This is a genomic window from Streptococcus criceti HS-6 (assembly GCF_000187975.2).
Lineage (GTDB): Bacteria > Bacillota > Bacilli > Lactobacillales > Streptococcaceae > Streptococcus > Streptococcus criceti.
On the sequence record NZ_AEUV02000002.1, the window covers coordinates 1649771 to 1661214 of the forward strand.

13 protein-coding genes are annotated in these 11444 nt (G+C 42.6%); 1 reads left to right on the forward strand and 12 read right to left on the reverse strand.

Features of this window, described 5'->3' with window-relative positions:
- Positions 1-77 precede the first annotated feature (77 nt).
- Positions 78-281 carry a hypothetical protein gene (locus STRCR_RS07750; RefSeq protein ID WP_004225147.1) on the reverse strand — a complete coding sequence of 68 codons (204 nt, stop codon included), beginning with the start codon at positions 279-281 and terminating at the stop codon, positions 78-80.
- A gap of 377 nt (positions 282-658) precedes the next feature.
- Between STRCR_RS07750 and STRCR_RS07755 the strand changes: the two genes are divergently transcribed.
- Positions 659-1015 (forward strand): DUF1304 domain-containing protein, encoded by a 357-nt coding sequence (locus tag STRCR_RS07755; protein ID WP_004229505.1) that lies wholly within the window; start codon positions 659-661, stop codon positions 1013-1015.
- A 72-nt stretch (positions 1016-1087) separates the two neighbouring features.
- Here STRCR_RS07755 and STRCR_RS07760 read toward each other — a convergent pair whose 3' ends face one another.
- The 11 genes from STRCR_RS07760 to STRCR_RS07810 all read right to left on the reverse strand — a co-directional run bounded on the left by STRCR_RS07760 (position 1088) and on the right by STRCR_RS07810 (position 11425).
- Positions 1088-2269, reverse strand: a complete 1182-nt coding sequence (locus STRCR_RS07760; RefSeq protein WP_004227428.1) for a hypothetical protein — start codon at positions 2267-2269, stop codon at positions 1088-1090.
- A gap of 430 nt (positions 2270-2699) precedes the next feature.
- Positions 2700-3647: a hypothetical protein gene (locus tag STRCR_RS07765; protein ID WP_004225760.1), complete on the reverse strand. Its 948-nt coding sequence runs from the start codon at positions 3645-3647 to the stop codon at positions 2700-2702.
- A gap of 19 nt (positions 3648-3666) precedes the next feature.
- Positions 3667-4683 (reverse strand): hypothetical protein, encoded by a 1017-nt coding sequence (locus STRCR_RS07770; RefSeq protein ID WP_004229944.1) that lies wholly within the window; start codon positions 4681-4683, stop codon positions 3667-3669.
- Between the two features lie 82 nt (positions 4684-4765).
- Entirely contained in the window at positions 4766-6007 is a 1242-nt protein-coding gene (locus STRCR_RS07775; protein ID WP_004227954.1) for a sensor histidine kinase, read from the reverse strand.
- On the reverse strand, positions 6000-6695 hold the full coding sequence (locus STRCR_RS07780) for a response regulator transcription factor (RefSeq protein ID WP_004227029.1): 696 nt from the start codon (positions 6693-6695) through the stop codon (positions 6000-6002). The genes STRCR_RS07775 and STRCR_RS07780 overlap by 8 nt, the downstream gene beginning before the upstream one ends.
- Positions 6696-7313, reverse strand: coding sequence for a GTP pyrophosphokinase (locus STRCR_RS07785; protein ID WP_004226470.1), 618 nt, complete (start codon positions 7311-7313; stop codon positions 6696-6698).
- Between the two features lie 704 nt (positions 7314-8017).
- Complete coding sequence (locus STRCR_RS07790; RefSeq protein ID WP_004227913.1) at positions 8018-8647, reverse strand: ABC transporter permease; 630 nt, start codon at positions 8645-8647, stop codon at positions 8018-8020.
- Entirely contained in the window at positions 8640-9398 is a 759-nt protein-coding gene (locus tag STRCR_RS07795; RefSeq protein ID WP_172459638.1) for an ABC transporter ATP-binding protein, read from the reverse strand. The genes STRCR_RS07790 and STRCR_RS07795 overlap by 8 nt, the downstream gene beginning before the upstream one ends.
- A 49-nt stretch (positions 9399-9447) precedes the next feature.
- Positions 9448-10356: a glycine betaine ABC transporter substrate-binding protein gene (locus STRCR_RS07800; RefSeq protein ID WP_004230094.1), complete on the reverse strand. Its 909-nt coding sequence runs from the start codon at positions 10354-10356 to the stop codon at positions 9448-9450.
- On the reverse strand, positions 10353-10982 hold the full coding sequence (locus tag STRCR_RS07805; protein WP_004228728.1) for an ABC transporter permease: 630 nt from the start codon (positions 10980-10982) through the stop codon (positions 10353-10355). Before STRCR_RS07805 ends, STRCR_RS07800 begins: the two co-directional genes overlap by 4 nt.
- A complete protein-coding gene (locus STRCR_RS07810; RefSeq protein WP_004227173.1) occupies positions 10979-11425 on the reverse strand; it encodes a MarR family winged helix-turn-helix transcriptional regulator in 447 nt (148 codons plus the stop codon). The genes STRCR_RS07805 and STRCR_RS07810 overlap by 4 nt, the downstream gene beginning before the upstream one ends.
- Positions 11426-11444 lie beyond the last annotated feature (19 nt).

Sequence of the window (11444 nt, forward strand, 5' to 3'; positions counted from 1 at the left end):
TTCCGAACGCTTTTTCAATGTAATTATCAGACTTAAATCAGCCGATAAATTCTTTAGCACAATGGATTTATCAGGGATTACGAGTAGTATCTTGAGATGGCGTCAGGGCCAGTCCAGCACAGAGAGTCACCTTGACCATTATAATCTTCAACGCAACCTGCATTTCCCATTAAATAATCAATAAAAAATAGACAATCATGAAGAATACTATCACCGCCTCCTACAGCAGCCAGAGCCTGAGTGTCCATTACGTCAAATTGTTCAAATGCTTGTGTTGTCATAAGATCAACTCCTTTTCTTTTTATTAGTTTATCTGACAAAGCTAGTATAAAGCTTTTTAAACAGTTTGTGAACCCCAAAATGCCTGATGTTAGAGGAAAACAATCGTTTCGTCAAAGAAGAAATACACGATCAACTTTAGCGCAAAAATTCTTTCAAATGAAACTAAATGAGAAAATCCAGCCAAGTAGCCACTCTGCCAGTCGTAGTCGGAATTGATGCCGCAGATTGGTAAAGGACTGGTGCTTTCACAATTCCTTGATATTCTACGTAAAACGTTAAACCAAAAAGAGCGAGCACTGTACAAGTCATATCCCTTGCAAATAGGTGGGGAGCAACCTATAATGGATAGGAATTATTAAGAAGTGAGGAATTTTAATTGTCAATTTATACTACTGCTTTGTCCATTCTAGTTGCCCTAGAATTTTTCTATATCATGTATCTGGAAACCTTTGCCACCGCTTCTGCTTCCACTGCGCGGGTTTTCGGTATGTCTCAAGAGGAGCTCAAGACTAAAAATCTCAATACCCTCTTTAAAAATCAGGGGATCTATAATGGGCTGATCGGGGTCGGTATTCTCTATGCTCTGGTCTACAATCCCAGCATGATTTTACCGATTATGGTTTATATTGTAGCTGTCGCCGCCTATGGCGCTGCAACTTCTAATCCTAAGATTCTCTTGACTCAAGGAGGTCTGGCAATATTAACGATTGCTGCAAGTGTTTTCTTTGGTTAAGCAAACAACTCATAAAATTTGAAAAAACTAGGAACTTTTTCCTAGTTTTTATATGCTTTGAATTTAGTATTCTTAGTAGTCATCATAGCTGTCGTCATAGTCATCATAATCATCTATGCGCTTCTTAAAGTCAGATTTTATATCCTTCATGTCGTCTTGGACGGAGTTTGCTTTTTCCTTGGACAAGCGCTTGTAATGAGCTGTATAAACGACTTTGCCAGTGCTGATCTTGATACGTTTAACTGTCAGCCGATCGCCATCGATCTTATAGGTGAAGTCATATTTAGGTTTATCCCCCATCAACTTGCCATAATCCTTAGCGTCTTCTTCAGCCTGATATTCAGCATCTGATTTATCTAAGCCCAGTTTATCCTTATAAATATCTTTTAAGTTATCTTCATAGTTTGACTTGGACATGGAAGGTTTGATTTTTTTATTCCATTGATCGACTTTGTCAAAAGACCCTAGGTAGCTTTCAGCAGTCACAGCTGAATAATCTTCTGCATCCAAGTAGTTTTTAGAGGAATCATCAAAATAATTATAGACATAATCTGTAGCTGTATAATAAGCGAAATATTGAACAGATTTGTCCTTGTTGACTTTCATATAGGAATGCAAATCCTTTGGTGCGTCGTCATCCTTGGAAGTCGACCAGCGTTTCTTATCCTCATTGAAGGCCTTGTAATCTATCATTTCCCAAGTCCCCTCAATATTACCTGATGTATAGCGCCAGGTAGAATAGCTGCCGCCGATTAGCAGAATTGCTCCAACCAAGGATGCTAAAGAGATCAAAATCCATTTTAACTTTTTATTGGTCTTCTTGGCCGGGATCATTTGCCCAAAATATTGAGGATTCTGAATCTGCCCAGTTAGAGGTACTTGACCAGCTGAACCAGATTGAGGGGAAAATGGATTTTGGGTGCTTTGGTTTGCTGATCCTAGTGGACTAGTCACTGCGCTGGTTTTTGCTACATTTGGAACGGGGGTAGGTACTCCTTGGGGTTGCTTGATATTGTGAGCCGATACTGAATCGGGCGATACCGGCTCTGAGACCTCCGCTTGAGTTAATTGACTTTCTTGAGCTAAGTCAGGAATCCTTTCCGACTCTGTTTTTTGGCTGACTTGGTCTTGAGGGGCTTCTGTAACTTCCTCTGTCTGAAATTCTCTGTTAAGTAATGCCATTTTTATCTCTTCAGGACTGGCATCACGCCCGTTTACTAATTGGAAATATTCTAACCATTCGTTTTTTGTCATCTTTTACCTCTAATTCATATTTATAATTATCTTAATAGTTTAGATTGGCAAGCCCTCTTTTTTACCTGTCCATCTACACCCCCTTAGTTTTTAGATGATACTCAGTAATGGACTTTGCGACTATACTTACTTTCGCTGAAAAAATGCTGTCAACTAGTCAGAAGTCAGCGATGCGGATGACGAATGTTCCAGCTTTATCACTCGATATCACTAGCTTTTTTGAATTTCTATTTTTTGAGAATAGGTTTCCTTATGATAATCATCATCTCATCGGCTTCTCTAGCCTAATTGATTTCCAGTCGGCTCGGCTATCGCCCCTTAATAAGTCAAAATATTCACTCCACCTTTTCTTTGTCGCTTAAATAATCCTTAAGTGTTATACCATAAAAGACATTAAAAGCCAGACCCTTTTGCTCTGGCTTTCTATTTTTTAGTGGCCATGCTCTGAATCGTATTCGGCCTTTTTAAAGTCTTCTTTTCGTTGATTCGCTTGTGATTTCGAAAGCTTCTTATAGGTTATCTTAGATACAACCTTGCCTTTTTTATCCTTACGGCTAATTGTTAATCTATTTTCTTTAATTTGATAGGACTCTTGATAATCATAGACACTATCAACATCGCTCTTGATCAAATTTTCGATATCCGATTTTGGTGTATAGGATAACTCTTTATAAGAAGCCTTGCTGACCATCTTTTTATAGTCGGCTCTGGACATACTGGTTTCAATTTTCCGATTCCATTGATCGACACGGCGGAAACTCCTGTATTTATTAGAATAAGGAACAAAGGTATAGTCGTATTCGCTGGTCATAACTGTAAAGGAAATATTTTTAACCTGATTGTCTTTATCAATGGTCATGACTTCAGTATAAACTTCGTTAAGTCTAGTGTAGTCCTTAAGGCGACTTTCCCACTTTTTCTTCTTTTTATTGTAGTAGAGAGAGTCGGTCATCTCCCAAGTTCCTCGAATGTCACCAGATTTATAGTGCCACCAGGCAAAGCCGCCGCCACCTGCACCGAGGATCAAGACTGCGATAACAACTAGAGCCAGAATTTTCCAAACTAAATTTATCTTTTTCTTGGGGAGCTGATTAACTGGAGTCTGCATGCTGGGGACACCCGTCTGCATCTGCCCCGTAAAGGCTTGACTACTGGTAGGGGCAGATGCTTGGGCTTGGGGGTGAGCTATATTCTCTGACCCTGAGCCGGCTTGGACAGTTTCCGTCTGGTTCGCTTGGGCTGATTGATTGGGGCTTGTTTGCTGGTCTTCTCCTTCAGGTCTAAAGACGCCAGAGGCCTGAGCCGCATCGATTTCTGTCTGACTTGGTTCTCTGCCATTGACAGACTTATAAAATTCAATCCATTCTTCTTTTGTCATGATTCGCCTCGCTTTATTTCTAGTTATATTGTTTCTTCATGTTTTTTTCAAATTTGAGCCTAACCGACTTGAGTTGCTTTTGAAAATCCTCAGTCCCTTTTTTAGACAATTTTCTATAGGTTAGCGTTTCTACTTTTTTGCCCTTTTTGTCTCGAGCTACCAAGGTCAAGGTATCTCCTTTCACCTGATAGCTGTAGGTATAAGCAAATCTCTCTTGCAAATCTCGGTCAGTATCAAAGTAGCTAAGATCCCTTATCTTGAGCGTTTCTTTAACACCGATGCGACTGAAGAACCGATTGTAGGATTTGACAACCATCTTCTTGGCCTCCTTTTTAGAGTAGGTCGTCCTAATTGTTTTCTTCCAATAATTTGCTTTGAGAGAGTTTTGGAAGTAATTAGTGATAGGAAGGCCGACGGAATCCTTATCCTGCTTATCTTGGAGATAGGCAAAAGTATAGAGATTCCTTGCTCTATCGACTGTCAGATATTCCTTATAAGCAACATTGGTCTGAGTGGTAGAGTTAGCATTGCCTTGAACCAGTTTAATCTTATCACCAGAGCTATAGACAATCTTTTTCTCCAACTTCCAAGTACCGGAGATATTGCCAGATTGGTAGCGCCAAGTGCCATAGCTGGCTGCGGCCAAGATTAGCGCAAGAAACAGGCAGGCTAAACTGATTAAGCTGACCTTCAGAACCTTCTGTTTGGCAAAGCACGGCTGGGCCTGCTGAGGCTTGTCCGAACTTCTCTGTATCAAGTTCAGGTTCTGCTGCTCCTGAGCTGCGTCTACTGATTTTTCCTCAGCCACTGAATTAACTGGAGTTGCTGAGGGCTGAGGGACTGAACGCTGTCCAACTTCAGTTTCCTTTTGAAAGCTGTGAGTTTTCGGGAGCTGTGGGGTTGATTTGCGGGCGGGTTTAGCTTCTTCTGGGACTTGGTCGATAACCCCATTTCTGATAGCCGCTTCAATTTCCTGCGCTTCTGGATCCCGTCCATTAACTTCTTTAAATAATGTTATCCAATCTTCTTTAGTCATGGCTTACCTCGCTTAAACTAGTCTTGATCATTATAGCATAGCCAGATTAAAAAAAGCTAGACATTTTTCAGCTCTAGCTTTTTTATGACTTTGGAAAAACAACCGTGAAGGTGATTGTATCTTCCTTGTAAGTAGCAAAAATACGGCCTCGAAAGAGTTTCGCAACGCTTTGAGCCATAGAAAGCCCAATACCAAAACCAGACTTCTTCTTGTTGTTGTGGGATTCTTCCTCTCGGTAAAAACGCTCGAAAAACTTACTGTAATCAATACCCCTGCCTTCTTTATAGGTATTGGAAATTTGCAGACGGGCCCGTTTTCGAGTGCGGCCGACTTGACTGAGATGAACGCTGACTTGGCCGTCTGGATCACAGTATTTATTAGCGTTATCGACTAGGATAGTTACCAGTTCAAAGACTGATTTTTCTTCGGCCTGAATGTGAATATCTGGAGCAATTTCCATGACAAAGCTCTTACCATCGCGGACAACAGGCCCTTTAAAGTCTTCGGCAGCATCTTGTGTCACTTCTGATAGATTGACATCCGTTAAAACCAAATCGGGCTGTTCTTCCAAACGTGCCAGAGCCACCATGGCATTGATCAGATTGGTCAGGCGGGTTACCTGATCCTTGGTGGAGGTTGACCAATCCGTCTCCCCAGTCATTAATTCTTGGAGCTCTGTATTGGCCTGAATGATGGCTAAAGGGGTCTTCAGTTCATGACCGGCATTAGTGATAAAACGCCTTTGCTTGTCCATATTTCTGACAAAAGGACGGATAATGCGGCCGGAGAAAATCGTAAAAATCACGAGAAAGACAACAAAACTGATGACAGACATGACATAAGTCAGACGACTGAGACGGTTGCTGGACTCATAAAACTCACTGCTGTCTAGGACAACGATGAGTGTTCGATGATTATCTAAAAGGGTTTTCCGATAAGAAAAGGTAATTCCTCTCAGGGTAAATTTTCCATCCGGTTCATCGGAACGCAAAAGTTTCTGCATAATATTATCAATATCGCCATCCTTAACAGAGCGGATATTTTCTATAGAGGCAGAAACCAGCTGGTTATTTTTATTCAAGATGAGACTGAAATAACGATATTTATAAAGGGCATCCGGCGACGTAATACCCAGACGCTCTGACGTTTGGCTATTATAGGCTAATTCCCCCTTATTGGTCGATAAAAGCTGAAGCGCACTGTCAATTTGTCGATTTGTCGTGAGATAATAAGCGGAATTAAGGACACTGGCAAAGAGAAAAAGAGCAGCCAAGAGTGCTGCGGCGGCAATCATAATAATGCGAATCCGTAAGTGCCTAAACATGACGGTCACCTGCTTCTATTAATTCGAAACTCCCGCCTTTCTCACCAACAATTTCCAAATCAGCTTGGATGGACTTGAGCTTTTGGCGCAGGTAGGAAACATAAACGTAAACGTAATCCTCAGTGACTCCGTCCTCATCCTTGCTCCAGACTTGCTGAAAAATTTCTGAGGTAGACAGCATTTTAGCAGGATTGAGCATAAAGAATTCCATCAGTTTGTTTTCTTTACCGGCCAGACGGATGGTATTTTCGGCTGTCATTTCCTGTTCAGCGACATTAAGTGTGACAGAGCCGTATTTTAAAATCTTGGTCGTAAAACTGCCGTCAAGTCTGCGCTCCATTGAGCGCAGACGGGCCAAAAGTTCTTTTAAGGAGATGGGTTTGGTCAGATACTCGTCTGCTCCGGCATCCAAGCCAGTTACTCGGTCATTGATTTCAGACATAGCCGTCAGCATGATGATATGGGTGCGATCCCCCAAGGCACGAATCTCACTTAATGCTTCCAGCCCTGTTTTAATCGGCATCATAATGTCGAGAATGATAACATCATAAGGATTTTCACGGCTTAAATCAACAGCCTCTTGCCCATTTGGGGCGTGATCAACTTGATAACCTTGATGCTCCAAGGCTGCCTGATAAACACGGGCTAGTTGTTCCTCATCTTCTGCCAATAAAATACGTAAAGTCATTTAGTCACCGCCTTCCTCAATTAAATCGCGAATAGTCTGCATACTCAGATCACAAGACGCTAACTCATCCGCACAGCGCTTGAGTTCACGGGTAATCAATTCAGGATTCTTGATATCATGTTTGTACTTCATCTGATGTTCCAGACTGGCCCACGAATCCTGAGCGATAGTGCGGAGCTGGACCTCGGCAAAATATCTGCCTCTGGCATTGCCATCAATATCAGGGAAATCTGTCTCTAACTGCAAGATAAGGTGGTAGGACCGATAGCCGTTGGGCTTGGCCTGGGCGATATAGTCTTTTTCAGATACGACCTCAACCCCGGACATATTCTTAAGGATGTCAACGGTTTTGTAGATATCATCAACGAAGCCGCAGACGACACGAATACCAATACTATCGCGGATTTCCTTGAGGGCTGACCTCGGAGTTGCTGGCAGGTTCTTGCGGCCGCATTTTTCAATCATACTGTCTTCTGATTTGATGCGAGCCAGTAAATGTTCGTAGAGCTTAAAACCAGTTGCTGCCTTTTGCTCTTGGCTAGCTGTCTTGATAGCATCGGTTAATGTTTTCAAAATCTGCGGCAGATAATCTGCATAGTCGCCATAGATACCTGTCATAAAATCTTCCTCTAAAGCAATAATGGGTTTATTATAGCACAATCACGTGTATAATTCCCGACATTCGAGTAGGGTCTGAGACAAAAAAGTCCAGACTCGTTAACATTGTTCTAGATTTATCGGATTAACGCAGTGGTTGGCAGTAAGACTTGTTAGCTATGCCAAGAAGTCTTACCTCTGCACAGTTCATTAGGTGCTTTAGCACCAATTAACCACTGCTGATTGGCTTTTTCTGTAACTGGAGCTTCTTAGTTTTTAAGTGGATCCCTTCAACAGTCCACCGAACTGTTGAAAAACTTGTATTCACATTTTTTGACAGTTAGCCTGATGTGGTAGGGACGCAAGCGACCTCCTAACGGAGTTCCATTGCTCATTTTCAAGCCTAGGGTCTTGAAAATCCCCTCGATGATTGACTTAAATAGGGGCAATCGTTTTTTACCACAGCGGCAACTGTCTGTTTTGAGAGTGGGACAGAAGTCGATTTTTTATATAAATTGACTTCGTTGTCCCACCTCCGCACTCCCTACTGATTGAGTCCCCGACTCTCTCACCGCCGTACGTGCTATTCGACATATAGCGGTTAGACTGATTATGCTTTTAACGCTCATCACTCTAAATAGCAACCCAAACCAAACAGCTGCCCAGTTTTTGTTTTATACGGTTTTGAACATGATTACCTGCTGGATAGAAAAAAGCAGCTACCATCAGGCAGCTGTCTGATTTTCTTTTAAAATCTCTTCAACGAGATAGAGGATAACGTTAGCGATCAGGCTGAGGGTCACTGTTAGCAGAATACCCCAAGCCATTTTAGGAAAACTCATTGTACGCAGGCCATCAAAAAGAATAGTGCCAAGCCCGCCGGCATTGACTGTCGAAGCAATGGTGGCGATGGCTATGATTGCGGTTGCCGCTAAACGGATACCAGCTATAATAGCTGGGGCCGCTAGAGGCAGCTGGATTTTATATAAAATCTGTAGCGGGGTCATTCCCATACCTACAGCTGCTTCCATTACATTTTGATCCACCTGAAGCAACCCTTCGAGAAAGGTTCTGACCATCGTATACTGTGCGTAAACAACGAGGGTAATAATTGCGGTTGTTGTCCCTAGGCCCGTCCAAGGAATCAGGAGTGCAAAAAGGGCGAAGCTGGGAACAGCATATAAAAGCGATAGTGTGTACACAGAGGGCTGACGCAGCTTGGGTACAAAGAGTAAAACGAACGTGATAGCACTGGCAACCAGCAAGGCGATCAGCAGGGCTGTTCCTGCAAGGATAATATGTTCAATTGTTGCCGACACCAGCTGGTCGGATGCCGTTTTAAAATAGTCAATCATGGGCAAGACTCCACAAAGATTCCTGTGCACGGGCAGTTTCAATGAGTTTGCTGACAAAATCGTTCTGCGGATTTTTAATAATCGTCTGAGGTTGATCAAACTGGCAAACCCGCCCTTGGTCCATTATAAGGATGCGATTTCCTAATTTAAAAGCCTCTGTAATATCGTGGGTGATAAAAATAAAAGTTTTATTGGCTAGTTGCTGATGGATACTCAGCAGCTGATCCTGTAAATCAGTTCGTGTAATCGCATCAATGGCACCAAAGGGCTCATCAAAAAGAATGACATTGGGGTCGCAGGCCAGAGCGCGAGCCACACCGACGCGCTGCTGCTGGCCGCCTGAGAGCTCGTGCGGATAGCGTTCAGCATACTCTTGAGCCGGCAGCTGTACCAATTCTAAGAGCCTATTGGTCTCTTGATAAATACGTTCCTTATCCCATTTTAATAATTTGGGAACGGTGGCAATGTTGTCAGCTACTGTCATGTGCGGAAAAAGACCAATCTGTTGCACCACGTACCCTATATGTCGCCGATGGGCTATGGGGTCAAGCGCCAGCAAATCCTGCCCATTAAATTCAATCTTTCCTTTGCTGGGCTCGATGAGACGGTTGATCATTTTCAAGGTTGTGGTTTTACCAGAACCAGAACTCCCCAAAATGGTGATGAACTCTCCCTTTTCAATGGTAAAGCTAACATCATCAACAACAGCTTTGCCATTATAGAGTTTACTGACATGATCAAAGTTAATAATTGCGGTCATGCTCTCTCCTTTTTCTAATTTGCGACTCTATCTATAGTCGTTATTTTATACTGTTATAATAATCCTTAGCCACCTCTTTGTAGTCCTTGCCATCTACATCAACTTGAGCATTGAGCTTGGTGACTGTCTTGGTTGATAAGGTTTTAGTCACCTTATTCAGGATTCCCTTCACTTCCGGATATTTTTTAAGCGTTTTATCGCGGATAACAGGGGCTAAATTATACGGCGGCCAAAAGTTTTTATCATCCTTTAGCAGGGTATACTTGTCTGTGTTGACTAATTGACCTTCTGTGGTATAAGCAGGTGTTACATCGGCTTTGTTATTGTCGAGAATGTTATATTTCAGGCTGTTGTCATAAACTTTCGAGGACTTCCATGCAAAATCTCCGTAAGTCTTTTTAAGGCCTGGCAACCCATCATCTCGCTGATCAAATTCCCCTTGGGAAGCAAAGCGTAATTCTTGCGCATGTTTTTGCAAATCGGAAATTGTCTTGATTCCCAATTTTTTGGCAACCTCCGTCCGAATTACTAAACCTTGGCTGTCATTAGCCTGTGCATAGTCCAACCACGTTAGGTTAAACTTTTTCTCGTAATCCGTTTTAACTGTCTTATAGACCGCTTTAGGATCGGTCTGCATGTCCTCTCCGAGAACCGATAAGAGACCTGTTCCGGTATATTCTGGGTAAACATCAATCTCATCATTTTTCAGAGAATTATGAATGAGCGAGCTTCCGATATTGGCTTTGCGTTCAACCTTGTAACCATGGTCTTCCAAGGCTAGAGAATAGACTTCGGCAACAACTAGATTTTCTGTGAAATCTTTGGAACCAAGGCGGATAGTTCCCTTGTTTCCTGCCTTATCAGTTGTTTGTTTGCCCAAGAAGAAGAATCCCCCTACAGCAATCAACAAGATAGCTAAAATAAGACCTAATAATAATTTTTTGTTCATTTGACACTACTCCATTTAATTCCTAAATCTAAAATCAGCATACTAAGAAAGGATAAGAGAGCTACCGATCCACCGCCGATAATCAGCAAATCATACCTAAAAAGCTGCAAACCTGTGAAGATGAGATTGCCCAGCCCCCCTGCACCAATATAAGTTGCTAATGTGGCACTGGCAATAATTTCAACCAAAGATAGCTTGATGCCATTTAAAATATAGGGCAAAGCCAAAGGAAAACTGACCTTGACCATCAGCTGGCGCTGGGTCATCCCTAACCCTCGCCCTGTTTCCAACAGAGCATCCGGCACCTGTTCAAATCCCACTACTGTATTAACAAGGATAGGCGGCAAACCAAGAAAAATCAGAGCAATCAGAGCCGGCAGGACCCCAACACCAATGAAAGGGATAAGAATGAAGAGAACGCCGAGACTGGGAATGACCCTCAGGGCCTGACTGGTTCCTGTTATCCACTGCCTGAGGCGCGGACTTCTGTAAGCCCAGTCACCCAGAGAAAGTCCGAGTACTAAAGAAACCAGTAAGGCAGCTAAGCTAAGGCTGATATGTTGCCAAACATAGCTCCAGTAGGTAGAGCCGTTAGCTGAAAAATAGTGAATGATTTTATTAATCATAGGTCGTCTCCCGTATTTTCTATCAGCTCTTTAAACTTTTGTGAATAGGCCTGAGTCGCCGCTAAAAGCTGCTCCTGCTGCTCCTCAGATAAACTGGCCATAGCTTCGGCTTCATAACGCTGCAGTGGGCCGATCAGTTCTTTAACCTGCTCATTTCCGTTTTCTGTCAATTTCACAATTTTTTGGCGCCTGTCTAACTGGCTGGCTTCCAAGTAAACCCAGCCCTTTTTTAAATAATTTTTGATAATAGCCTGCATGACCTGTTTGGTCGAAAAGGTCCTCTCAGCTAGCTGTCTTTGTGTCATGCCTGAGGGAAAATGATAGACCCACATCAAGACTAAAAGAGATTTGCTGTTCATGCCATGTTTTCTGGCATAATCTTCAAACAAGGAAAACTGTTCATCTCGCAGTCGTGCATAAGACTGAGCTTTAGTGAGTTTCATGATTCCTATCTCCTCTCCT

Bases quoted from the DNA above. Each gene is read 5' to 3' on its own strand.
- STRCR_RS07750 (WP_004225147.1), bottom strand. From the start codon at position 281: ATGACAACACAAGCATTTGAACAATTTGACGTAATGGACACTCAGGCT.
- STRCR_RS07760 (WP_004227428.1), bottom strand. From the start codon at position 2,269: ATGACAAAAAACGAATGGTTAGAATATTTCCAATTAGTAAACGGGCGT.
- STRCR_RS07765 (WP_004225760.1), bottom strand. From the start codon at position 3,647: ATGACAAAAGAAGAATGGATTGAATTTTATAAGTCTGTCAATGGCAGA.
- STRCR_RS07770 (WP_004229944.1), bottom strand. From the start codon at position 4,683: ATGACTAAAGAAGATTGGATAACATTATTTAAAGAAGTTAATGGACGG.
- STRCR_RS07775 (WP_004227954.1), bottom strand. From the start codon at position 6,007: ATGTTTAGGCACTTACGGATTCGCATTATTATGATTGCCGCCGCAGCA.
- STRCR_RS07780 (WP_004227029.1), bottom strand. From the start codon at position 6,695: ATGACTTTACGTATTTTATTGGCAGAAGATGAGGAACAACTAGCCCGT.
- STRCR_RS07785 (WP_004226470.1), bottom strand. From the start codon at position 7,313: ATGACAGGTATCTATGGCGACTATGCAGATTATCTGCCGCAGATTTTG.
- STRCR_RS07790 (WP_004227913.1), bottom strand. From the start codon at position 8,647: ATGATTGACTATTTTAAAACGGCATCCGACCAGCTGGTGTCGGCAACA.
- STRCR_RS07800 (WP_004230094.1), bottom strand. From the start codon at position 10,356: ATGAACAAAAAATTATTATTAGGTCTTATTTTAGCTATCTTGTTGATT.
- STRCR_RS07805 (WP_004228728.1), bottom strand. From the start codon at position 10,982: ATGATTAATAAAATCATTCACTATTTTTCAGCTAACGGCTCTACCTAC.
- STRCR_RS07810 (WP_004227173.1), bottom strand. From the start codon at position 11,425: ATGAAACTCACTAAAGCTCAGTCTTATGCACGACTGCGAGATGAACAG.